Source organism: Hymenobacter mucosus, assembly GCF_900188255.1.
In the GTDB taxonomy this organism is placed as follows: domain Bacteria; phylum Bacteroidota; class Bacteroidia; order Cytophagales; family Hymenobacteraceae; genus Hymenobacter; species Hymenobacter mucosus.
The window spans coordinates 17,607-41,013 of the sequence record NZ_FZNS01000013.1; the positions used below are offsets into that span (position 1 = coordinate 17,607).

At 56.5% G+C, this 23,407-nt stretch carries 15 protein-coding genes; 6 read left to right on the plus strand and 9 right to left on the minus strand.

From position 1 onward, the window contains the following. Positions 1 to 53 precede the first annotated feature (53 nt). On the plus strand, positions 54 to 1,172 hold the full coding sequence (locus tag CHB83_RS20490; RefSeq protein ID WP_089334048.1) for an alpha/beta hydrolase: 1,119 nt from the start codon (positions 54 to 56) through the stop codon (positions 1,170 to 1,172). 125 nt (positions 1,173 to 1,297) lie between these two features. Here the strand turns inward: CHB83_RS20490 and CHB83_RS20495 are convergent, their stop codons facing one another. The 8 genes from CHB83_RS20495 to CHB83_RS20530 form a co-directional block, all read right to left on the minus strand. After that, positions 1,298 to 1,735, minus strand: a complete 438-nt coding sequence (locus CHB83_RS20495; protein WP_089334049.1) for a BLUF domain-containing protein — start codon at positions 1,733 to 1,735, stop codon at positions 1,298 to 1,300. A gap of 133 nt (positions 1,736 to 1,868) precedes the next feature. Continuing rightward, positions 1,869 to 3,389 (minus strand): sensor histidine kinase, encoded by a 1,521-nt coding sequence (locus tag CHB83_RS20500; RefSeq protein ID WP_245855397.1) that lies wholly within the window; start codon positions 3,387 to 3,389, stop codon positions 1,869 to 1,871. Between the two features lie 34 nt (positions 3,390 to 3,423). After that, on the minus strand, positions 3,424 to 4,650 hold the full coding sequence (locus CHB83_RS20505) for an FIST signal transduction protein (protein ID WP_089334050.1): 1,227 nt from the start codon (positions 4,648 to 4,650) through the stop codon (positions 3,424 to 3,426). A 72-nt stretch (positions 4,651 to 4,722) separates the two neighbouring features. Beyond that, complete coding sequence (locus CHB83_RS20510; protein ID WP_045690737.1) at positions 4,723 to 5,301, minus strand: OsmC family protein; 579 nt, start codon at positions 5,299 to 5,301, stop codon at positions 4,723 to 4,725. A 57-nt stretch (positions 5,302 to 5,358) separates the two neighbouring features. Further along, positions 5,359 to 6,951, minus strand: a complete 1,593-nt coding sequence (locus CHB83_RS20515; RefSeq protein WP_089334051.1) for an FAD-dependent oxidoreductase — start codon at positions 6,949 to 6,951, stop codon at positions 5,359 to 5,361. A gap of 582 nt (positions 6,952 to 7,533) precedes the next feature. After that, complete coding sequence (locus tag CHB83_RS20520; RefSeq protein WP_089334052.1) at positions 7,534 to 8,982, minus strand: TolC family protein; 1,449 nt, start codon at positions 8,980 to 8,982, stop codon at positions 7,534 to 7,536. Next, positions 8,975 to 12,163, minus strand: coding sequence for an efflux RND transporter permease subunit (locus CHB83_RS20525; RefSeq protein ID WP_089334053.1), 3,189 nt, complete (start codon positions 12,161 to 12,163; stop codon positions 8,975 to 8,977). Before CHB83_RS20525 ends, CHB83_RS20520 begins: the two co-directional genes overlap by 8 nt. Before the next feature lie 86 nt (positions 12,164 to 12,249). Continuing rightward, the gene (locus tag CHB83_RS20530) at positions 12,250 to 13,335 is read right to left on the minus strand and encodes an efflux RND transporter periplasmic adaptor subunit (RefSeq protein WP_089334099.1); all 1,086 of its coding nucleotides are present in this window, start codon (positions 13,333 to 13,335) and stop codon (positions 12,250 to 12,252) included. Between the two features lie 756 nt (positions 13,336 to 14,091). On the opposite strand from CHB83_RS20530, the gene CHB83_RS20535 reads away from it, so the two are divergent. After that, entirely contained in the window at positions 14,092 to 15,327 is a 1,236-nt protein-coding gene (locus tag CHB83_RS20535; RefSeq protein ID WP_089334054.1) for a carbohydrate-binding family 9-like protein, read from the plus strand. Between the two features lie 225 nt (positions 15,328 to 15,552). On the opposite strand, the gene CHB83_RS24470 is transcribed toward CHB83_RS20535, so the two are convergent. Beyond that, positions 15,553 to 15,696: a chryseobasin-related MNIO class RiPP peptide gene (locus tag CHB83_RS24470; protein WP_449404520.1), complete on the minus strand. Its 144-nt coding sequence runs from the start codon at positions 15,694 to 15,696 to the stop codon at positions 15,553 to 15,555. Positions 15,697 to 16,055: 359 nt separating this feature from the next. Between CHB83_RS24470 and CHB83_RS20545 the strand changes: the two genes are divergently transcribed. The 4 genes from CHB83_RS20545 to CHB83_RS20560 all read left to right on the plus strand — a co-directional run bounded on the left by CHB83_RS20545 (position 16,056) and on the right by CHB83_RS20560 (position 23,302). Then, positions 16,056 to 19,244 (plus strand): SusC/RagA family TonB-linked outer membrane protein, encoded by a 3,189-nt coding sequence (locus CHB83_RS20545; RefSeq protein WP_089334056.1) that lies wholly within the window; start codon positions 16,056 to 16,058, stop codon positions 19,242 to 19,244. 79 nt (positions 19,245 to 19,323) lie between these two features. Beyond that, the gene (locus tag CHB83_RS20550) at positions 19,324 to 20,769 is read left to right on the plus strand and encodes a SusD/RagB family nutrient-binding outer membrane lipoprotein (protein ID WP_089334057.1); all 1,446 of its coding nucleotides are present in this window, start codon (positions 19,324 to 19,326) and stop codon (positions 20,767 to 20,769) included. Positions 20,770 to 20,825: 56 nt separating this feature from the next. Then, a complete protein-coding gene (locus tag CHB83_RS20555; RefSeq protein WP_089334058.1) occupies positions 20,826 to 22,310 on the plus strand; it encodes a calcineurin-like phosphoesterase C-terminal domain-containing protein in 1,485 nt (494 codons plus the stop codon). Positions 22,311 to 22,405: 95 nt separating this feature from the next. Beyond that, the gene (locus CHB83_RS20560; RefSeq protein ID WP_089334059.1) at positions 22,406 to 23,302 is read left to right on the plus strand and encodes a glycerophosphodiester phosphodiesterase; all 897 of its coding nucleotides are present in this window, start codon (positions 22,406 to 22,408) and stop codon (positions 23,300 to 23,302) included. The last annotated feature ends 105 nt before the right edge of the window (positions 23,303 to 23,407 follow it).

Consider the following 23,407-nt stretch of genomic DNA (forward strand, 5'->3'; position numbering starts at 1 on the left):
TGGGAGCCGTATGCCCGGGTACTTCGAAACTTGTTCGTGATACTCATTGAGCTATGAAAACCACCCGCACTCCCCTTTTTCGTTTACCCAGCCGCCCCATACTGCATAGCCTAGCTTTGCTTCTGGCGCTGTCCTTTACTGCCTGCGACGACGATGACAACTCATCTCCTACCACCGGAATCCGCCCCAAGGGGCCAAAACCAGCGTGGGGCCCCACCATCAAGCCCGAAATGCAAACGGTCATTGAGGCGCTGGATAGCTTGTCGAAAGGCGTAGCGCTTAATACGCTCACGCCCCAGCAGGCCCGGCTGGCGCCTTCGGCTACGGATGCGGCCATGGCCGTCATGAAAAACTTCCGCATTCCTGCGCCTACCCCCATGGTAGACACCACGGGGCAGCGCATCCCTGTTGCCGGGGGCACTATTCGAGTGCGCATCTACACGCCTAAAAATGCCACCGCTACCATGCCGGGCATCGTCTATTACCAAGGTGGGGGCTGGGTTATTGCCAACCTAAATACGTACGACCCCTCCGCGCGTGCCCTCTCCGAGCAGACTGGGGCGGTTGTGGTATCGGTACAGTACCGGAAAGCGCCTGAGTTTAAGTTTCCCACGGCCCATAACGATGCCTTTGCCGCCTACCGCTGGGTGCGCGACAATGCGACTACCTTAAAAATTAACGCGCAGCGCATTGCCGTGGCCGGCGAAAGCGCCGGCGGCAATTTGGCCGCTGCCGTGTGCATGATGGCTAAAACGGCCAGTGTGCCGCTGCCCGTGCATCAGCTGCTGGTGTACCCAATTGCGCGCTACGACATGAACACGCCTTCCTACACGCAGTACGCCGCCGCAAAGCCCCTGAGTAAGCCCCTCATGGAGTGGTTTTTCGACAAGTATCTGATGTCGCCTGGGGATGGCACGAACCCGCTGATTTCGCTGGTGAACTCAACCAACCTGCAGGGTTTGCCGCCGGCTACGGTTATCAATGCTGAAATTGACCCCTTGCAAAGCGAAGGGCAGGAGTACGCTACTAAGCTGAGGAGCGCTGGCGTGTCGGTAACGACGAAGGTATACGAGGGTGTAACCCACGAATTCTTTGGTATGGCAACCGTGGTACCCGAAGCCAAGGATGCTCAAAGCCTGGCCGCATCGGAGCTGAAAAAGAGCTTCCAGTAAGAAAAGCTGCCCGCTGAATACCGTTTGCCTCCCCTGGTTTTGGTGCTTTCCAAGACTTGGGGAGGCAAACTGCGTTATGCGTCTCAAGGCCCGTACCTGAGCATACTGGCAGTACCGGCGTCAATTCAGGATAGTTCTGGTGATTGCTCGGAAGGAAAATGAGCTAGCAAGCTGTGGATGAGCTCGTCCTGGCTGCCTTGCAGGGCCTGCTGATACGCCTTGCTCTCCGGATCAATGTAGCCCGTAAGCTGATTGAAGATAGCCGTGTCCAGGACTTTGAAGCCCATCAGCCAAGAGCGGAAGGCCCGCGCCGGAATTGGTCCGTCGGAGAGCTTCAGCAAGTTGTGATGCCGTTGGTCTTTCTCAATCAGCTCTAACAAGCGGTGCAAGTCCTCTTCCTGTCCTTCCACGAGCTGCATAAAGCGCTGCTCATGCTGGCTGTAAAGTAGCACCCCCGTAATATTATCCCGTTCATTATTGGCGCGCCAGCGCTGTAGATAGGCTTCTAACTCTGCTTCCGGCATCGGCACCGTTGCCGAGCTGACATAAACTATGTGGTGCATATACGAGGGGGATCTAAAAAGCTTCAAGTATAGCACTCACCCAAAGAGAAGACAAGCGTAGTTAGTCCAGAAACGAGGGTTGGGTAAGTAGTGTAGTAGGTGTTGTGGCGGCTACATATGACGGGGTACCTGACTACTCAACGGCACCCGAAGGAGCCATTGGCAGAACCAAGCAAAAAGTAGCCCCCTCTCCCTGCTGGCTTTCTACGGTAAGTACCCCACCATGGCCTTGCGTTACGATGTCATAGCTCAAAGACAAACCTAGGCCCGTGCCCTCGCCAGGAGGCTTGGTAGTAAAAAAAGGCTGGAAGATTTTGGCTTTCACGGCTTCTGCAATGCCGGGGCCATTGTCGTGCACCTGTACTACTACTTCGTTGCCGACTTGCGTGGTGAGTACCCGCACCGTGGGTACATAGCCCTGTTCGCCGCTCTGCTGCCGCTGGTGCACGGCGTAAAAGGCATTGGCGAACAAGTTGACGAGCACCCTACTAATATCCTGCGGCACCACAACTACCGCACCCAGGTTTGGGGCTAGCTCTGCTTTGAGCACCGCCGAGAAGCTGCGGTGCTTGGTTTGTAAGCTGTGATAGGCCAAGCGTAAGGTTTCATCTACCAGGGGATTGAGGTCAATGGCTCGTCGCTGCCCGGTGCTGGTACGGCTGTGCTTCAGCATGCCATGCACAATGCCCGCCGCCCGTTGCCCGTACTGATGAATCTTGCTTAGGTTCTGGGCCAAATCAGTGGCTAGCATTGTGGCCTCCTCCAAGTGGCCGGCTTCCTGCGCTTCTTGAATTTCGGTCAGTAGCTCGGTGCTCAGCTCCGAGAAGTTGTTGACGAAGTTTAGCGGGTTCTGAAGCTCGTGGGCAATACCGGCCATTAGCTCACCCAGGCTAGCCATCTTTTCCTGCTGAATAAGTTGGGTTTGGGTGCGGCGTAGCTCCGTAAGGGAGTTCTGTAACTCGCTGGTGCGCTGCTGCACCTGCTGGTCCAGAATGAGGAAGTGGTTGGCATTGGCCCAGGACACCGAAACTAGCCCGGCAATAGCCCGCATAATGGTGGCTTCCGATTGGCTGACTGGCGGCGCGAATGGCTTGATTTCCTTGTACCGCCCGGCCAGGAGCACCCCTACCATCTCCCGGCCAATAACTACAGGTAGCGCCACGAAGAACGGGGTTTCTAGGTGCTCACGCAGGTGTTCAATCAGCGGGGTGATGGCAGTAGCCTTGTTGACCAACAAGTAACTGTCCTTACCCGTCAATACCGCGGAAAAGTCGAAAAGCAGAGTTGGAAAGCCCTGAGTCAGGTTTGCATCAAAGCCTAGCCCAAAGCGGGGAACAAAGTGGCCGTCATTGGTGGCCCGGACCAGGAACAGGGAGCGGTCCATGCGCAGGCGCAGATTGATGCCCACCAAGGTCTTGTCAATCATTTCCTCTATGGGCATCTGCGCGTCGATGGACTCCTGTAGTTCCGCCAGCAAATTGAAGCCGTCATTTTTAACCCGCAGGTCCGACTTCACCGCCGAGATAACCGCATCGGCCTGTACGTTGGCGCCGCCCAGCTCATCTACCCGCCGCTGGTAGTAGGCCAGGGCCCGCTGCAACTCATCAACACTAGTTGGCGGGGTGATAGGTAGTTCGTTGTCAGCTGTTTCCATACGCTAAGGGCTAGCACGTAAGATGGTGCATTGACTAGACGACCTCGCTCCAGATGCAGAGTACGCCCGTCCAGTCGAGAGGTACCACGTTGCCGGACGGCAGCTGGGCAATTTCTACCCCGGAGTAAAAGCCCAACAAGGGGATGGTGCCCAAGGCTTTCTGTACCTCGCGGGCTTCTTCCTGGTCGTTGCCGGAGTAGGCCCCGGCGCGGCCGGCGCAGTCAATGTAAAAGGCAAGCAAGGGGCGGCGGCCATCGGCAGCAATGGCGGCAAGTAGGTTGCGGGTTTCGGTGTAGATATACTCAAAATCGAAGGCCCGGCGCATTAGCTGAATCTCCGAGCCTTCCACCAAGTCCGGCTCCACCATCACCAGGGCATTGCGCTTCCGGTCTACGCCCACGCACATACGGTTGGCATAGTCCTGCTCCCGAAATGGCCCCCATTTGTCGCCTTTGTTCACGCCCAGCGTGATAAACCAGCCGTAGTCTTCAAACGTCAACCCTGAATCTCCGCCCACCAGATCGGCCAGTAGTTCGGTGGCCGGGCGGTGGTCAATTTCCAGAATAATTGGCCCCTCAGCTTTCGTGACGGTGTGGTAGGCGGAGGCGGGGCGGCAGCCGTGCATGATTACCTGATGCAGCCTTACTCCACCGCCCGAAAGCACCAGGGCCGTGGCTGAACAGCTGAGGATGCGGTCATTAAACCACTGAAACGACTCCCGAAACTGCATGTCGCCCATGGTGCCGGCTCCGGCGGCGGCCGGCCACTGGCCCCCCAAGGCGTCGCTCATGCCGGCCAGTAGCGGGGTGCCCATGTTCATGCGGAAGCGCCCCGTAGTTCGGTTAACCGAATCATAGAAAAAGAGCAGGTTGGGCGGGCTATCGTATGCTTGGCCTAGCACCTGCTGAGCCAGAGCATGCCCGCAGGCGTACTCGTTGTTGGCTAAGTGCTCTTCTAAAAATAGGTTGACCCGAATAGTATCGGAGGCTACGACGGCTACCCCGCACTGGTAGCCGTCGTAGCCCAGGCAGGTATTGGTGATGACGCCCACGGCGTAGCTGCCTAGCACCTGCGTTTGCGGGCCCAGCACGGCGCGCACCCCCGCCAAAAACTGATGGGGATTGTGGCGGGAGGTGGTCATTAGAATAGCTAGCGCACAGGCAGATACGCCCGCCTGCGCCAAGGCTGCCGCTGCGGCCTCGGCACCCGCCTGAAACGAGTCGGTACACTCACTAAATCCGCTGCCCGTGTGCGTAGGCATAGCCAAAGAGGAAAGCAGCCAATAGCTCAAGAGGGACAAGCTAGCACCCGTTGAGGCTATCGGCCCATGAGGTTATTGTTCAATCACAACTTCGGTGGTGATGTGCAGGGGCAGCTCCAGGGTCTGCTTCACCGGCGACTTGCGGTCAATCGTTTCCTTTGACCGAATGAGCTTGTCAGCCAGCAACGGGTCTTTGGCCTTAAGCGTCACCTTATAGTGCAGGCCAATGGCTCCGTTGGGCGCTGCCTTGTTGAGGCCCAGCACGCCATGCACGTCAAAGCGCACGTCTACCTCTACCTGAATTTTCTCTAGCTCGGTACCAAACAAGGCGGCATTTGACGCAATACCGGCCGTGAGGCAGCCGCAGAGGCCCGCCGCTACTGTTTCAACCGGGTTGGGGGCCGAGTCGTTGCCGCCCAGGTAAGGCGGTTCGTCAACGTATAGCTTGAACTGCCGGTCGGGGGAGCTGATGTTGGCATTGTTGGAGTGCACCTCGTCCACGGTTACTTCCGTGCGGGTGCCGCCTTGCCACTGAGAGCGGGCTTTGAAGACGACATCGGCCAAGGCCGGGGAGGTAGTAATGGCATCAATCAAGGAGCCAATGTTGGCGAGGTTGACACCGTTGGGCAACGTATCGGTAGCTAAATCCATGGTATAGGAGGTAAAAGGCAAGCGTGAGAAAACGAGTAGCCCAGGTGAGTGCCGAACTCAGCGGGCGCGCAAGGCATGGCGTAGGTAGTGGGGAGCGTGGTCGGTGGGGGCGTCTTTATCGGGGTGGGCCGAGCCGTACGTTGCGTGGGTGGCAGGCACGGAGATGCCCACGGCTCGCCGGGCCGCATGATTGGCCGAAATCCAGCACTCTTCGTGCAGCCCCACCCCCAAGGTGTAGCCCCCCGTAAAATAAATGCCGTTCAGCGCCCCCGCTTCTTGCAGCTGAGCTAGTTCGCGCTGCAGCCCGATGGTATCCATCGTTGCCACGTTGTGGTAAAACGTTTTGATGGCTGGCTGGCCCGTGGGGCTTTGTAATATGTAGCGGGGTAGCAGGTCAACGGGTGGGTTGAGCGTGGTAAAAAACTGGGGCGAATACGGTTCGAGGCGGTAGCTAAGGTTTAGCGCGTCGTTCTGGTGCCGATTCTCCAGGTAGGAAATGGTGTAGGGAGTGGAATAGGGGTAAGCGCCGGGGTACTCGTAAATATGAATGTTGAAGGAGCGCCAGGCATTCACATCGGCCGGCAGCACGCGCGCATCGGTGTGGATGTAGGCCGTGCAGGCCTCGTATTGGTAGCCACTCAGGTTTTGCAGCACCGCCGGCAAGTTGGGCTGGTCTTGGCTGTTAAGCTGGCTAAGACACTGGTAGGCTGCATCGGCATGCACCGCCAAAATGACGCTGGCAAATGGCCCTACCGTATTTGTAGCCCCGGAGGTTGCGCTAGTCCAGTTTACGTGGTAGCCCGCAGGCCCGCCGCCGCTGACCGTTACTTGCTCCCCCAACATGAACTTGCCTAGTCCCTGTTGCTCATCAGAGTTGCGGTCGGTGGCATATAGGTCGTAGTCATTCAGCAGCCAGTCCTGAATGCGGTCCACCAGCTGGCGGGTACCACCCACAAAGTAGCGCCGGTCGGGGTTGGGGGAGCCGTACTGGTTGAAGCCTTCTTGTAGCACGTAATAGTGCGTCACCAGGACAATGGGCATGTTTTGCGGGCCAGCAGTGGGCGCGAAGTACATGCCATTCACTCGGGGCAACAGGTAGTAGGCCCCAAAATCGGGACCGTAGTTGTATGGCCTGGGCTGCGGATTGTTGGGGTTGTACGGCTGGGCGAGGTAGTCGGCCACCGTCTTTTGCTCAAAGAAGGGGTCATTGGCCACGTAGTACACACTGGTCCAGAAAAACTCAATATCCTGCTGAAACTGCTGGTAGGCCTCTGGACTCATATCGGGGTAGGGTAGGCTGGTATTGGGTAGCCCATCCACGGTGTAGCTCACGGTGCCGTCGCTATTCGAGTAGCTAGTCGTGTCATCAAGCGGGGCAGTCACGGCGCCCAGCTCACAAATGAGGCGGTAAATATTCAGATAGGTCTTCGTGTTGTAATCGTTCACGCCCATATCGGCCCAACGCGTGTCGGCTCCTAGCTGCACGGCTTGGGTACTGGAGTTGCCTCCCAGTTCGCTTTGCGCCTCAAAAACGTAATTGTTATGATACCCTAACTCGCTTAAGGTCTTGGCAGCGACCATACCACTGATGCCCCCACCAATGATGGCAATCCGAGCGGATGGGTCTAGGGAAGCAGTAGAAATAGCCATACTAGGTTAGCTAAATGGAGTATAGGATGCGGAGTAAAGTAACTGATTAATATGCTGTTATATATCATAATAGTTAAAAATAATATAAATATTATTATAAAGTAATGAAAGCCTGAAACAGCACTGCTGAGCTGTATTTTTATATAACGTAACCAAGTGCCAGCTTCTCGTGGTAGCTGATCAGTAGCTTATTTTTTACGCAGTAAGCAATTATCAGACAGTAGATAGGAGAAGCAGGACTAGCAATGGACCGGTACGGCATCAGTAGCATAGAGCTCAACTGCTATTCTAGAAATTACGCTATTCTGCCGAGGCCACTACCCGCTTTTCTTCGTGCCAACGTCCCTACATCTGTTTTCAAGCAGAAAAAGCCGCCGCAACCGGGTGGTATTTGTTTCCTGCACAACCCGGCGCGGAGGTTAGTGCCCACGCTCACTACCAAAAGAGCGCCTGCCGGATATCAGCAGACGCTCTTTTGCGAGTAGTTAACCCAGGGTCAGGTTTTGGGTAGCGCGCCTAACTGGTAAACCCTACCCTGGTAGGGCAGCGGGTACGCTTGTTTCTAGGCTATTACCCGACTACCTACTGCCAGCCACCACCCAAAGCCCGGTACACATTGACCATGGCATTTAGCTGCTGGGTTTTGGTTTCGATCAGGTCGAACTTCGATTCCAGGGCGTCGCGCTGGGTGAACAGCACCTCGGTGTAGTCGGCGCGGGCCGAGCTGAACAGGCTGTTAGAAATCGTGGTAGACTGGTTCAGGGCCTGCACTTCCAGGGCTTTCTCGTTGTAGCTTTTTTCCAGGTTGCTGATGTTGGCAAGCTGGTTGGCTACCTCCACGTAGGCGTTCAAGATGGTCCGCTCATACTGGTAGGCAGCCTGGGTTTGCACAGCGTTGGCGCTGCCGTACACGGCTTTTATCCCGTTGCGGTTGACCAAGGGCGCCACCAAATCACCCGCCAGGGAGTACAGCATAGATTCGGGCGTAGTAAAGAGCAAACCCGGCTTGAACGCTTCAAATCCAGCCGACCCCGTAATGCGCAACGCCGGGTAAAAGTTGGCCCGCGCTACCTGCACGTCTAGCTTAGCGGCTGCCAATTGCTGCTCCGCCTGCCGGATATCGGGGCGGTTTTGCAGTAGCTGTGCAGGAATGCCTGCCTGAATGGTCGTCGGCACCAAGTCGTTGAACGAAGCATCGTTGCGGGTGATGGGCTGCGGATAGCGGCCCACCAGAAAATTGATGCGGTTTTCCGTTTCTACAATGCGCTGCTGAATGTTGTACTGCAAGCTGCGCGTGTTATGCACCTGGGCCTCAAAGCGCTGCACTGCCAGCTCCGTCACTCTGGCCGATTCCTTCTGGAGCCGTACCAGCTTCAGGGCATTGGTTTGAATTTCAATGTTCTGCCGCACAATGGTTAGCTGATTGTCGAGGGCCAGCAGCTCATAGTAGGAGTTGGCAATTTCGGCAATCAGGTTGGTCACCGTGAAGTTCCGGCCCTCCACAGTAGCCAGGTAGCGTAACGCCGCCGATTTGCGGGCGTTGCGCAGCTTGTGCCAAATATCTACCTCCCAGCTGGCGAAGGCACCAATCTGGTAGTTGGCCAACGGGTCGGGGTTGCGCTTTTCGGGTTGGATGTTGATTTCCTCTTCCGTAGCCCCCCGCAAGGTGTACCGGCCTGGGCGCTCAGCTTCGGCCTTGGCACCTAGTCCTACAAAGGGAAGGTACTCGCCTTTGCGGATTTGGACTTCGTTGCGGGCAATCTGAATTTCCTGTAAGGCAATGTTCAGCTCCTGGTTGTTACGCAGGGCCGTGTCAATCAGGGCCGTCAGGTTGGGGTCAGTAAAAAACTCCTTCCACTGCGTTTGGGTCGCAGCGGTAGCGCCCGGTGCGTTGGTGCCTTGGTCGTTGCTATAGCTGGCCGGCACGGTGCGGTTCACGGCTTTCTCCGCCAGTCTGGGGGTAGCGCACCCCGCAACCGCCAGCATTAAGCTGGCGGCGCTGAGGCACTGATAAATGCGTTTCTTAAGCATGAGCTTCTATTTCTTCAACTAAAACGTGCGGCTCGAACTCCGACAGCGGGTGTTCGTTTTCGTCCCCAATCAGCTTGCGGCCCTCCGACAGCGTACCGAAGATGTAGTACAAGCCAGGGACCAGCACGACCCCGAAAATGGTACCGAACAGCATGCCCCCGAGGGCCGAAGTACCGATGGTGCGGTTGCCAATAGCACCGGCACCGTGGGCTATTACCAGCGGAATCAAGCCAGCAATAAAGGCGAAGGACGTCATCAGAATCGGGCGGAAACGCACCTTCGCCCCTTCAATGGCCGCGTCGCGCACCGACATACCTTCCTCGTGCTTCTGCACCGCAAATTCCACAATCAGCACGGCGTTCTTACCCAGCAAACCCACCAGCATGACCAGGCCTACCTGCGCATAGATGTTGTTGGCCAGGCCCATGGTTTTAATCAGTAGGAAGGAGCCGAACACCCCGGCCGGCAGCGAGAAAATAACGGCCAGCGGCAGCAGGAAGCTTTCATACTGCGCGGCCAGCACCAGGTACACGAAGGCCAGCACCACCAGGAAGATGTAAATGGCTTCGTTTCCGCGGCTCACCTCGTCTTTCGAGAGGCCGCCCCAGTCGATGTCGTAGCCGCGGGGCAGGGTTTTGGCGGCTACTTCCTGCACCGCCTTGATGGCCTCACCCGAGCTGAAGCCGGGCGCCGCGTCGCCGCGGATGGAGGCCGTAGGGTACATGTTGTAGCGGTTGATTTCGTTGGCGCCCTGGCCCTTCACAATCTTCATGAAGGCCGACAGCGGCACCATTTCGCCCTTGTCGTTTTTCACCCACAAATCCAGGATGTCCTTGGGCAGGCGGCGGTACTCGGGCGAGGCCTGCACGAACACCTTGAAGAAGCGTTGATACTTGATGAAACCCAGCTCGTAGGTGGAGCCTACCATCACGCTCAGCGTGTTCATGGCGTTGCCGATGCTCACGCCTTTCTGCATGGCCAGCTGGTTGTCGATCTGCAATTCGTACTGCGGATAGTTGGCCGAGAAGAACGTGAACAGGCCGGCTAGCTCTTTGCGCTTTTTTAGCTCGGCCATGAAGTCCTCGTTCACTTTTTCCAGGGCTTTGTAGTCGCCGGTACTGGTTTTGTCGAGCAATTGGAGCTGGAAACCACCTGCGGCGCCGTAGCCCGGTACTGCTGGCGGCTCGAAGAATTCGATGGTCGCGCCGGGAATCTCCTGCGCTTTCTTCTCCAGGCTTTCCACAATTTCGTGCACCGACTCTTTGCGCTCTTCCCAGGGCTTGAGGCTGATGAGCAGCGTACCGGCGTTGGAGCCACGGCCTTCGGTAAGCACCTCATAACCAGCCAGCGACGAAACACTTTCGATACCAGGCACCTTCTCGGCTAGCTTCGAGAGCTGTTGCGAAAGGGCATTGGTGCGTTCCAGCGTGGAGCCGGGCGGCGTTTGAATAATGGCGTAGAGCATGCCCTGGTCTTCGGCCGGAATGAAGCCCGATGGCAGCGTGGAGGAAATACCGAAGATGCCCACCCCGAAACCAGCCAGAATCAGGAAGGTGAGTACGCGGCGGTCCACTACCTTCTCCAGGATGTTGGTGTAGCGGCCGGTTAGGCGCTCGAAGCCGCGGTTAAACCAGTCGATGAAGCGGTTGATAGGCGTTTTCTTGCGGGGCTGGCCGTGGTTGTTCTTCAGAATCATGGCGCACAGCACCGGCGTCAAGGTCAGGGCCACGATACCGGAAATGACGATAGACGAGGCCATCGTAATCGAGAACTGGCGGTAGAAAATACCCACCGGGCCGCTCATGAAAGCCACCGGCACGAATACTGCCGTCATCAGAATGGTAATGGCAATGATGGCGCCGCTGATTTCGCCTACTACCTCGCGCACCGCGCCGTAGGGCGAAAGGTGCTTTTCTTCCATCTTGGCGTGCACGGCTTCCACCACCACAATGGCGTCATCGACCACGATACCGATAGCCAGTACCAAGGCAAAGAGCGTTATCATGTTGATGGTCATGCCGAAAGCCTGCATGGCAATGAACGCACCCACCAACGACACCGGCACCGCAATAATTGGGATGAGCGTGGAGCGCCAGTCACCGAGGAACAGGAACACCACCAAGGCCACCAGAATAAAGGCGTCGCGCAGGGTGTGGATTACGTTTTCGGTGGAGGCGTCGAGGAAGCTCGATACGTCGTAACTGATTTTGTAGTCCATGCCGGGCGGCATAGTCTTCTTCAGTTCCTCCAGCTTGGATTTAACGCTTTTGATTACGTCACTGGCGTTCGAGCCGTAGGTCTGCTTCAGCATGATGGCCGCCGAAGGGTAGCCATCGAGGTTGGAGTAGATGTCGTAAAATTCCGAGCCCAGCTCCACGTTGGCTACGTCTTTGAGGCGTAGCGTTTCGCCATTGGAGTTGGCCTTGATAATCACGTTCTTATACTCCTCCACGTCGTTGAAGCGGCCCTTGTAGGTCAGCACGTATTCCAGCGCCGAGGCTTCTTTACCGTCGGAGCGGCCAATACGGCCGGGTGAGCCAATTACGCTCTGGTCATTGAGGGCCTCCATCACGTCGTCCACGGAAAGGTTGTAGGCCCGCATCCGGTCCGGCTTCAGCCACACGCGCATGGCGTACTGGCGGCTACCCAGAATGCTGGCCCGGCCAATACCATCGATGCGCTGAATTTCGGGCAGCATGTTCACCCCGGCGTAGTTGAACAAGTACCGCATGTCGGTATTCTTGTCCTTGCTGTAGAGGTTCACATACATCAGCATGTTCGGCACCACGCGGTTTACTACCACGCCTTCGCGCTGCACCAGCACCGGCAAGCGGTTCAGAATCTGCGCAATACGGGTGTTTACGTTTACTACTGCCTGCTCGGGGTCGGTGCCCAAGTTGAACACAATCTGAATGTTGGCTTCCCCGGCCGAAACGGCGTCGGAAGTCATGTACTTCATGCCGGGTACGCCGTTGATGGCCTGCTCCAGCGGAATGAGCACCGACTCGGTGAGCACCTTGGCGCTGGCGCCCGGATACGCCGTGCTTACCATTACCATTGGCGGCGAAATCTCCGGGAACTGCGAGTTCGGAAGGGTCTTAATAGCCAGAATACCCAGGAATAGGATTACCACCGATATAACGATGGCAAACACGGGGCGGCGAAGGAATCTACTGAACATGGATATTAGCTGTTGGCTACTAGCTGTTAGCTGTTAGCCGTTAGCAACATCACGCGCTAACAGCCAGCAGTTCACAGCGAATAGCTTTATTCAGAGTAGGTTTTCAGGTGGGCGACAACCGACTTCGGCTCTTGGTAGGAGTACCTGATTTTGTCGCCGTCCTTTACTTTTCGGATGCCTTCCAGCAGGATTTTATCGGTGCTGGCCAGGCCGCTGGACACCACGTAGAGGTCGGGCATTTCCGAGGCCACCGTAATTTCCTTCTGGTGCACCTGCTTCTTGTCGTCTACCACGTACACGAACTTCTTTTCGAGCACCTCAAACGTGGCTTTCTGCGGGATAATGAGGGCGTGCTTAAGCGGCACCGACATGAGGATGCTACCCGTTTCACCATTGCGTAGTAGGCCTTTGGGGTTCGGGAAAGTAGCCCGGAAGGCAATGTTGCCGGTTTCGTTGTTGAAGTCGGCCTCAATGGTTTGCACCACGCCGGGCTGGTTAAACACCTCGTTGTTGGCCATCAGCAGCTGTACCTCCTGGTTGTTGGCCTGGGCGTGGGCTTTGTAGGCCAGGTACTCGGCTTCGGGCACGTTGAAGTACACCCACATCTTGCTGTTGTCGGAAAGCGTGGTCAGCAAGTCGCCTTCATCCACCAAGCTGCCCAGTCGGGCCTGAAAGTGGTCCATGATGCCCGTGAAAGGCGCTTTGATGGTGGTGAACTGCAAGTGGGTTTGGGCCAAGCCAACTTCGGCATTGGCTTTATCAAACTTGGCCTGGGCCAGCGCCAGCTCACTTTTTGATACTACATTGTTATCGGCCAGCTTCTTAGTGTTCTGGTACTCCAGCCCCACGTAGTTGGCCTCGGCCTGTGACTTTTTCAGCTCGGCCTGGTAGATCAGGGGGGTAATCTGGAACATGACCTGACCTTGCCGCACTGTCTGCCCCTCGTCCACGAAAATCTTTTGGAGGTAGCCCTTTTCCAGCGCCCGTAGCTCAATGTGCTGAATGGAGTGAATCTGGGCCACGTACTCTTTGGTAATTGTCGTGTCCTTGGCCAGGGGGCTGGTCACCAAAAGCTTGACCTTCTCTTCTTTTTCCTTCTTTTTTTCTGAGCAGCCTGTTAAGCAGTACAAGCTGCTGCAGCTCATTAGCACGAGCAGAAATACTCTGTTCATAAAAACCTTATATACCATGACTGGGGATTGGTGATCCTAGAAAATGTTGTTTGGCGTGAGCACCGGAGCACGTTGGCTTGGTTCAGCGGTGCAATGAAAGCGTAAGCCAAGTCGTGGTGGGGGCTTCGTTTTTGGCTGGTTAGCCCGTTGGCAGTAGGAGGGCTGGTAAAGCGTAACCCCGATGTTCTGTGGCGGGGCGAAGCAGCCTATTCGGTGTTCTTGCATGCTTGACCGCCGAGTTTGAGGATGCCGCGGCTGCCTCCGGACGGCCAACAGAAAGACCTGGTGTGGCCTGGGGGAGGATGGCAAAAGCCAAAGGAAGTGCCGCGCTGCATGGTTGGTGTTGGATGCTTAGTGGCACAAAACACTCACCTCGAGATGAAGACGTTATGAAGGAAAGCTCTTTTTGCAACGCGCATCGGTGTTGTTGAACCCTGATGATGCTCCTTGCCAGTAGGCTACTCGTGCCCTAGAAAGCATGCTTTGCAGCCCGATTTTGTTGCCCTTCCTTGTAAGGCAGTATGATGATAAAAACTCATAAAACGCCATCTAAGGCTACAAATAGGGTAGAATGTTATTCGCATAACACTATATTACTAGTGTTACTAAATCAGCAATGATTTGTAAAAGCAGTAGATTATTAAGGTGAGCTACACGAACGGTTACCTGACTTGAACCCTAGATGTACTACTATCTGATCATCTCATTTCTCGTCCTACATAGAGTGCTTTAGGCGTGAGCCTGTAACTTGCCCGCATGCAAGTTTCCTTACGTAGTTCAGTACGGCGGCCCTGCGTAGGCTGGTATGGTCAATGCCTGGAAGGCAAGAAGTTGCCAAGAGCCGCTACCTTGCCCTCGCCACGCCCTGACCGTGTTGGGGTGGTTGGGCCGCTTGCCTGGGGTAGCAAAAGCTGGGCTAGTCTGGCGCTACTGCTGCTACTCACTGGGCCAGCCCAAGCGCAAAAGGCTTTTCAGGGCTTGGAAGAGCTGTTCACGACGCCCCAGGGCTACGTGGTGCAGCATACCACGCAGGCGCTGACTATGGACGGCAACCTGCAGGAAAGTGCGTGGCAGCAAGCTGCTTGGACAACCGAGTTCGTCGATATTGAAGGCAACCGAAAGCCGCGCCCAACTTGGTCAACCAAGGTGAAGATGCTGTGGAACGATTCGACGCTGTTTGTTGCGGCTACCTTGCAAGAGCCGCAGGTATGGGCCACGCAAACCCACCACGACGACATCATCTTCAAGGACAACGACTTCGAGGTCTTCATTGACCCCGATAACAATACCCACCAGTATTTCGAGATTGAAGTAAATGCCCTGAACAAAACGTTCGAGTTGTTTCTGCCCAAGCCCTACCGGAACAGGGGCGACGCCTTGGTGAGCTGGGACGCTGCTGGCCTGCGCTCCGGCGTGCAGGTGCAAGGCACCCTAAACCACTCCCAGGACACGGACACCGGCTGGACCGTAGAAATGGCCATTCCCTTGCAGTCTTTGCGCATGGGCTACCCTTGGCAGCAACCCAAGGAGGGCGCGCTATGGCGCATCAACTTCTCACGAGTAGAATGGGATACGTGGCCTGTGGATGGCCGAAATGATAAGCTTACAGATGCCAAGGGCACCAACTTGCCCGAGCACAACTGGGTATGGTCGCCGCAGGGCGTGATTAACATGCACTACCCCGAGCGTTGGGGGTACTTGCAGTTTTCGCGCATCCCCGCTACCACATTCCAACTGCCCTACGGTGAAAAGCAAAAGCGCTACTTATGGCTGGTGTACTACCGGCAGCAGCGCTACCACGAGAAAACGGGCCGGTACGCAACTACATTAAACGACCTAGGCATAGAGCCCCAACCTACTATTGAAGCCCGAGCCAATCAGCTCCAACTCATGGCTACGGCCAAGCAGTTTACGGCTACCATTAGTGCCGCGGGCACTACCGCCTGGAGTATCAACGACGAAGGACTACTAGAAGCTCCGGGGGCTAAATAATCGGCAGCCCTGCCGCTAGCTCCCTCCGGTGTAACTGCTTTGGTAGGAGCAAAAGCGGTAAGCTCTGCAATTGGATGTTCTCAGCTACGCCTTCTGCTACCTAGGTTTGCACAGGTAAAACGGGCGCATACCGGGCTAACATTGAAACGCCCAGTGCAAATGCACCGGGCGTTTCAGCATCAGGAAGCCGAAGCACTACCTACTGTAGAATTCGGTGCCTGCTTTTTACAGCAGGCAGGGCTCTGGCTTGGATGGAGCAGTACCTTCTTTCTCCTCCTTGGGGCTGGGCGCATCACTTTTGGAACAGCTGGTAGCTTGAAGAGCTATACTAACCAGGAGGGCGCCAAGTACTGCTTTCGATAGTTTCATAACGGTAGCGGGTAGTGCAAAGAGTGGATATGGTTGTTTTGTGTATAGGAGTCTTCTGTTCCCCTAAGGGTTGCATTCAGTAATATCTAGTGTCTTAGCTTCTGGATACATAGACCGTAGCCTGCTTACAGAAAGCGTACTTAACCTGAACTGATGAATGTGAAGTAAACCATGTAGCATGCCTGATTAGGATGACACGGTAGTGTTAAGTAATAGTACTATTCCGAATAAAGACTGCTGTTAGCTAGCAAAAATCGGGGCTGTTCAGCAGGTGGATAGATAAACATTTGGTGTTTGTGTGGTAACATTCCCATAAACGGGGCCGGGTAGTTTTGCCACAAACAAATCTGCCCCATTTCATGTCCACAAGTGGTTTAGCGCGAGTCCTACGGCTCAGCGCGACGGGTACTGCCTTGCTTTTTCTGAGCCATACTACTGCTGCACAAAGCCAGTCCATCTCAGGTTTCGTTACGGATGAGAAAGGAGAGGGGTTGCCGGGGGCAACGGTGGTAGTGAAAGGAACCACTACGGGTGCTACTACTGACACAGAAGGACGCTATACACTCACTGCGGCTCCTGATGCTGTACTGCTGGTGACCTACATCGGCTACAGCACACAAGAAGTAGCAGTAAGTGGAAAAACAACGCTGAATGTGCGCCTAGCCGCCGACGCCAAGCAGCTGAATGAGGTGGTTGTGACGGCGCTCAACATCACGCGGGAGCAGAAGTCGTTGGGCTACGCTACGCAAACAGTAAGTGGGGAAGCCTTGCTGGAAGCGCGGCCTAACAACTTCGCGCAGGCCCTCTCGGGCAAAGTGGCGGGGCTAAACTTGGTCTCGACGGGCTCGGGGCCGGTGAACTCAACGCGCATCTCCCTGCGCGGCGACAATTCTTTGAATCCTAACGGCAACAATGCCTTGGTGGTGCTGGATGGCATTCCCATGAACAGCGGCCTTACCAGCTCGGGCGTAGGTAGCGCCTACGGGGCGGGCTCCGGCAACGATGTGCCCGTAGATTTTGGCAACGGTATTGCCGACATCAACCCCGATGATATTGCCAGTATTACGGTACTGAAAGGTGCCAGCGCAACGGCCCTCTACGGCAGCCGGGCGGCCAACGGGGCGCTCATCATCACTACCAAAACCGGCTCTCGCAAGAAAAAAGGCTTGGGTGTGACCGTGAACAGCAATTCAAGTATCAATACTGTGCTGAAATGGCCCGATTACCAGTATGAGTACGGGCAGGGCACGGGCCGCTCGTTTAACGCCAATGGCGAGATGTACTACTCCTACGGAGCTTCTCCCGACGGTGCCAACACGGGCAGCACAAGCAGCGCCTTCGGGCCAAAGTTTGCCGGACAGCTCTACTATCAGTACGATCCGGCGACCCAAGCCCAATCGGCGGAGCGCGTGCCGTGGGTGCCCTACAAAGACAACATCAAAGGATTTTACCGTACCGGCTCTACGTTTACCAACAGCGTGGCGCTAGAAGGTGGCAATGAAACCAGCTCGGCGCGGGCTTCCGTCACGCACTCCAAAAACCAGTGGATTATGCCCAATACGGGCTACGAACGGCTGACGGCCGCCTTGAGCGTCAACCACACCGTGGCCTCCAAACTAAAGCTGGCGGGCAAAGTGAACTTCACTAACCGCACGAGCGACAACCTACCCGCCACCGGCTACAACAACCAGTCGTTGTCGTACTTCATGATTTTCCAGAACCCAAACGTGCCGCTCGACGCGTACCGTACCATCTGGAAAAACGGCTACGACCAAGTAGACCAGGTACACCCGTTCAGCTCGTTTATCGACAACCCGTACCTGATTGCCTACGAGATGATTAATGCCTCGACCACGCGCACCACCGTGGGCAATATTTCGGCTACGTATGATTTCACGAAGAGCCTAAGCCTGCTGGTGCGTTCGGGCCTGGCCATGACCCAGGAACGACGCGAAATGCGCCGCCCGTACAGCACGGCTAACTTTCAGAAAGGCTACTACAAACAGCAGGATATCAGCAACTACGAAGTCAACACTGACTTTCTACTAACCTACCACCGGCAGTTCAACACCCACTTTGACGTGCGGGCCTCCGTGGGTGGTAATGCTATGCGCCGCCGCAACCGCAGCACCGATGCCGCAGTGCGCGATTTGGTAATTCCGGGCGTGTACAAGCTAGCCAACGGCCTGAGCAGCCCGCTATTAGGTCTCAACGCGTACGAGAAGGACATCAACAGCAATTATGCCTTGGCTACGGTGTCGTACGACGATAAGATCTTCGTGGACCTGACTGGGCGTAACGATTGGTCCAGCTCCCTGCCGGTGGAAAACCTGCCGTTTTCCTATCCTTCGGTAAGCACTAGCTTTATTCTAAACGAGCTGCTGCCCATGCCGGCCTCTATTTCGCTGGCTAAGCTTCGGCTTTCGGCCGCGAAAGTGGGCAACGACACCGACCCTTATGGCAACAACAAGTACTACAACCGCAGCGACTTTGCTGGGGCAGGCTCGGTGGCTACTACCCTCTACAACAAGAACCTAAAGCCGGAGCAAACCGTCAGTTACGAAGCCGGTTTGGAGTACTTGATGTTTCAGGGCCGCCTGGGAGCCGATGTGACGGTGTACCAGAACACTACCCGCAACCAAATTCTGGAAGTGCCCATTGACCCTACCACGGGCTACAGCCGCGCCCTGCTGAACGCGGGCGCCGTGCGCAACCGGGGCGTGGAAGTTGTGCTCAACGCTCGCCCTGTTGACAACAACGCCTTCAAGTGGAAAAGCACCGTTACCTGGTCTCGCAACCGCAATAAAGTGCTCAGCCTGGCCGGGGGCCTGGAAGACCAACAGGTGATTGGAACAGGCGGCACGGCTACCCTACTGGCTACGGTAGGCGGCACTACCGGCGACATATATGGCTACGGCTTCGACTACTCGCCCGACGGCAAAATCATCTACAACAAAGACGGCCTGCCAGTACAGCCCGCCAACATCAAGTACATCGGGCGGGCGTACGCCGACTGGAAGGGCGGCTTTCTGAACGAGGTGTCCTACAAGAATTTTCGGCTGAGCGTGCTGTTCGACGGGCAGTATGGCGGCATTATTTACTCGCAGACGCACCACAAAATGAGCGAGCAGGGTAAGCTGAAATCTACCCTGCCGGGGCGCGAGGAAGGCTACATCATCGGCGACGGGGTAGTGGCAAATGCCGATGGTACCTACTCACCGAACACCACCAAGGTCATTCCGGCTGCTTATTACGCCGAGTACTACCGCCGCGCCAACATCGAGAGCAATTCGTTTGATGCTTCCTACCTGAAGCTGCGCGAAGCGCGCATTGAGTTTAATCTGCCCGCCGCCCTGCTTTCCCGCACCAAAGCCTTCACTGGCGCTACCATCGGCCTCTACGGTCGTGACCTAGCCATGTGGACCAAGTTTCCCATGTTCGACCCGGAGACGGCGGCCCTGAACGGCGGTACTATTCTGCCCGGTGTGGAAATTGGCCAGCTACCCTCTACGCGCACCATGGGTGTAAACATCACCCTGCAACTATAGCCGAGAGGAAAGCAGGAACCTGAGCACTCGCAAGCGCTTGCCCTGACGCTGGCTACCCCTTACTGATTCTGACTTTGCAATGAAAATATACCTAGCACTCCTGCTCCTGGGTTTGGGCGGCAGCCTGAGTTCGTGCACCGATGGGTTTGAAGAACTCAACACCGACCCTAACCGCATTGAGAGAATAAGCCCGGGCACGCTGCTAAACCCCACTGTGTACGAGTTGGCCGCCTTCAACACTAGCCGGGCCGAGGCGTTTACCTTCGATATTATGCAGGTGGCCTTGCCTTTCCCAAGCGTATCGGGGGGCGTGCACCGCTACGTGGTGAGTGAAGGCGCCGGCAATTCTACCTGGACCACGTACTACCGCTGGCTGGCCAATGTTCGGGAGATGCGCGCCGCCGCCGTAGCCGCTCAAGACCCTAACTACCAGGCCGTAGCTATGACGCTCAACGCTTGGGTGTATTCTAACCTTACCGACTGCTTTGGCGATGTGCCCATGACCGAAGCCAGCCAGGGCGAGGCCGGAGTGCTGTACCCCAAGTTCGATGCGCAACAGGAAATCTACTCGCAGCTGCTTGCCGACCTGGAGGAAGCTAACCTCCTTTTCGACACGAGTAAGCCGATGAGCTACGGCTCCGATTTGCTTTATGAGAACAACGTGGCTAGCTGGCGCCGGTTCTGCAATTCCCTCCGAATGCGCTTGCTGTTGCGCCTTTCCAAGCGGCCGGAGATGAACACCGCCACCCGGCTGGCGGCCATGATCAATGACCCAACCAAGTATCCGGTATTCACGCAAAACAGTGAGTCGGCCGTGCTGAAGATTACGGGTATTGCGCCCAATATCTCCCCTTGGGGTAGGGCCATCGACTTTACCACGGGCCGGGCCGCCGCCGAGTTCTTTATCGACAACCTGAATACGTGGAGCGACCCCCGCCTAGCCAAGTTCAACACCCTGGCTCGCACCAAGGACGGGCGGAGCACCATCGGCTATAAGGGCATTCCGAGTGCTTATGGCGGTAGTGATGCGCAATTTCAGTACGTACCCTCCAACTTCAACATTGCCCTGGTAACGGCCACCGTAGCCGCCCCCATGCCCTCGGTGCTGATGACCTACGCCGAAGTAGAGTTCATTAAGGCTGAGGCTGCTCAGCGGGGCTATATCGCCACCGATGCTCGCCCCCACTACGAGCGGGGCGTGCGCGCTGCCATAGAGCAGTGGGGTGCAGTAGTACCGGCCACGTATTTCCAGAATACCGCGGTGGCCTACAACGGCACCCTGGAGCGTATTATGCTGCAGAAGTACTACGCCCTGTTTTTTACCGATTACCAGCAGTGGTTTGAGTATCGCCGCACGGGCTTACCGGTGCTGCCTCACGGCCAGGACTTGCAGAACGGCGGCATCATGCCCACGCGTTTCAAGTATCCGCTCATCGTGCAAACCAACAACGCCACCAACTACCGCGCCGCCGTGGAGCGCATGGGCTCCGATGACGTGAACACGAAAGTATGGTGGGAGCGGTAAGGTACCCCCGGTATTGCCCTGCCTTGCGCTGACCTATTCCCTGAAATTTCCTTCCTGTGCTTCAGCAACGACGTTCCTTTCTCAAATCTTTAGGGCTCACGGGCCTTGGTATTACCCTACAGCCCACGCTGGGCTTCAGCCAAGCAGCCCCCAATCTTTCGGTACAGCGCCTGGCCGGGCGCGTGCACGCCGGTGGGCAGGGCCTAGCGGGTGTGGCCGTAACGGATGGTCTCACTGTGACCCTCACCGATAGCAAGGGTAATTACGCCATCGACAGCAACGCCACCACCGAATTTGTGCACGTGTCGGTGCCACGGGGCTACGCCTTTCCGCAGGAGAAGGGAATAGCTCGCTTCTACCGGCGCAAGGAGGTGGCACGGGGCCGCTTTCGGGCCGATTTTGAATTAGTAAAGCTGCCCCAGGACGATACCAAGCACAACTTCATTCTGTGGGCCGACCCCCAAATGATTTCCAAGGCCGACGCCGAAGAATTTAAAGCTACGGCCGTGCCCGATACTCAGCAGCTCATTGCCAGCTATGGCCCCCAAACGCTGTTTCACGGCATTGGGTGCGGCGACTTGGTTTGGGACCATTTCGAGCTGTTTGATGACTACCAGCAAGGGGTAGCTACAACGGGAATCCCTTTCTTTCAGGTTATTGGCAACCACGACATGGACCTGACGGCCCGCACCGACGAAGGCTCCTCGGCGACCTTCCGCCAGCGGTTCGGGCCCACCTACTACTCCTTTAACCGCGGCGAAATTCACTACGTGGTGCTGGATGACGTGTTTTTCATCGGGGCTGCCAAGAAGTACATCGGTTACCTTACGGAGCTCCAACTTGCCTGGCTGGAGCAGGACCTGGCCCACGTGAAGCCCGGCAGCACAATAGTAGTGAGTTTGCACATTCCGCCCTATACCCGCCAGCACCTGCGCGACAAGCAAAAGGAAGAGTCCATGGGCGGGGTGGTAAGCAACCGCAAGGAGTTGTACCGCCTGCTGCAGCCTTTCAAAGTGCACATTCTCTCGGGTCATACCCACTTCAACGAGGTGCTGCAAACCGCCGATAATGTAACCGAGCATGTGCACGGCACTGTGTGCGGAGCCTGGTGGACGGGGCCCATTTGCACCGATGGTACCCCCGGGGGCTATGGCGTGTACGAAGTAAACGGCCCAGAAATCAAGTGGTACTACAAGTCCATTGGCAAGGCGCGGGACCACCAGTTTCGCGTTTATCCCAAGGGCGTCCTGCCCGACCGGCCCAACGCGGTGCTCGTGAACGTGTGGAACTGGGACCCTAGCTGGAAGGTGGTGTGCATCGAAGATGACGCGCGCCGGACGCCCATGCAGCAGCACACCGGCCACGACCCGCTTTCGGTGCAGCTGCATGCCGGAGCGCAACTGCCCGCTAAGCACAAATGGGTAGAGCCCACCACCACCGAACACCTGTTTGTGGCCGAAGTGGGGGCCCAGACCCGGCAGGTACGCATTGAAGTTACGGACCGGTTCGGGCAAGTATACACCGATACCCTGACGGCGTAACGTACGTTACGCTACTAGAGCTGCCAGCGCGGACAACCGCGCTGGCAGCCTCGTTTTCTTGCAATCTAACGGGCGTTCTAGCCCATTCCTGTCCGGTGCTAAAACTGCTTGCTACTTTCTTAGTCGGCCTTGCCACCTCGGCGGCCCTGGCCCAAACGTCTACCTTCTTCGACCGGCAAGGCCACCGTGGCGGCCGGGGGTTGATGCCCGAGAATACGATTCCGGCCATGCGCCGCGCCCTTGACCTAGGAGTGACTACTCTGGAAATGGATGTGCTCATTAGCCAAGACGGGCAGGTGCTGCTCTCCCACGACCCGACCATGAACCCCGATTATGCCCTGACGCCCGCGGGCCAGCGCATTACCAAGGCCGAGCAAGACCAGCACCGGCTCTACGCCTTGCCCTATGCCACCATCCGTCGCTATGATGTGGGTAGCCAGGGCAATTCGCACTTTCCGCGCCAGCAGAAAATGCTGGCCTACAAGCCCCTGCTGGCAGAGGTAATAGACTCCGTGGAGGCGTATGCGCGTCGGAAAAAGCTACCCGCGCCGCATTACAATATCGAAACCAAAACTACCCCGGCCGGCGACGGAACCTTGCACCCAGCACCGGCCGAATTTGTGGCGAAGCTACTGGCAGTAGTGCGCGAAAAAGGTGTTGGCCCCCGCGTTATTGTGCAGTCGTTTGACCCGCGCACCCTAGAGCTAGTGCACCAAGCCGAGCCTACGTGGCGCACGGCCTTGCTAGTAGCTAATACCGATGGGCTAGAGGCCAACTTGCGCCGACTGAGCTTCCGGCCTAGCATCTACAGCCCCCAGCATCAACTAGTCACGCCCCAATTGGTGCAAGCCAGCCACGCACAGGGCCTCCGTCTAATCCCCTGGACCGTTAACTCGGCCGCCGACATACAGCGCCTGACTCGCCTTGGTGTGGATGGCATCATTACGGACTACCCCGATTTGTTTGCTGAGGTACTGAACCGTAGGAAGTAGCTCAAACCGTAATAGTAGCTAAGCGGCCGGGGGCTAAGTAACCATTCCTAACGATTAGAACCGCGCTGTATAGTTGAGGCCACTCAAGGTAGCTGATCTATCTTT

What these genes read in the sequence shown, in the direction of transcription:
- CHB83_RS20530 (WP_089334099.1), bottom strand. Translation starts at nt 13,335, where the DNA reads ATGAACAGAGTATTTCTGCTCGTGCTAATGAGCTGCAGCAGCTTGTAC.
- CHB83_RS20520 (WP_089334052.1), bottom strand. Translation starts at nt 8,982, where the DNA reads ATGCTTAAGAAACGCATTTATCAGTGCCTCAGCGCCGCCAGCTTAATG.
- CHB83_RS20550 (WP_089334057.1), top strand. Translation starts at nt 19,324, where the DNA reads ATGAAAATATACCTAGCACTCCTGCTCCTGGGTTTGGGCGGCAGCCTG.
- CHB83_RS20525 (WP_089334053.1), bottom strand. Translation starts at nt 12,163, where the DNA reads ATGTTCAGTAGATTCCTTCGCCGCCCCGTGTTTGCCATCGTTATATCG.
- CHB83_RS20490 (WP_089334048.1), top strand. Translation starts at nt 54, where the DNA reads ATGAAAACCACCCGCACTCCCCTTTTTCGTTTACCCAGCCGCCCCATA.
- CHB83_RS20515 (WP_089334051.1), bottom strand. Translation starts at nt 6,951, where the DNA reads ATGGCTATTTCTACTGCTTCCCTAGACCCATCCGCTCGGATTGCCATC.
- CHB83_RS20535 (WP_089334054.1), top strand. Translation starts at nt 14,092, where the DNA reads ATGCAAGTTTCCTTACGTAGTTCAGTACGGCGGCCCTGCGTAGGCTGG.
- CHB83_RS24470 (WP_449404520.1), bottom strand. Translation starts at nt 15,696, where the DNA reads ATGAAACTATCGAAAGCAGTACTTGGCGCCCTCCTGGTTAGTATAGCT.
- CHB83_RS20500 (WP_245855397.1), bottom strand. Translation starts at nt 3,389, where the DNA reads ATGGAAACAGCTGACAACGAACTACCTATCACCCCGCCAACTAGTGTT.
- CHB83_RS20495 (WP_089334049.1), bottom strand. Translation starts at nt 1,735, where the DNA reads ATGCACCACATAGTTTATGTCAGCTCGGCAACGGTGCCGATGCCGGAA.
- CHB83_RS20505 (WP_089334050.1), bottom strand. Translation starts at nt 4,650, where the DNA reads ATGCCTACGCACACGGGCAGCGGATTTAGTGAGTGTACCGACTCGTTT.
- CHB83_RS20510 (WP_045690737.1), bottom strand. Translation starts at nt 5,301, where the DNA reads ATGGATTTAGCTACCGATACGTTGCCCAACGGTGTCAACCTCGCCAAC.
- CHB83_RS20545 (WP_089334056.1), top strand. Translation starts at nt 16,056, where the DNA reads ATGTCCACAAGTGGTTTAGCGCGAGTCCTACGGCTCAGCGCGACGGGT.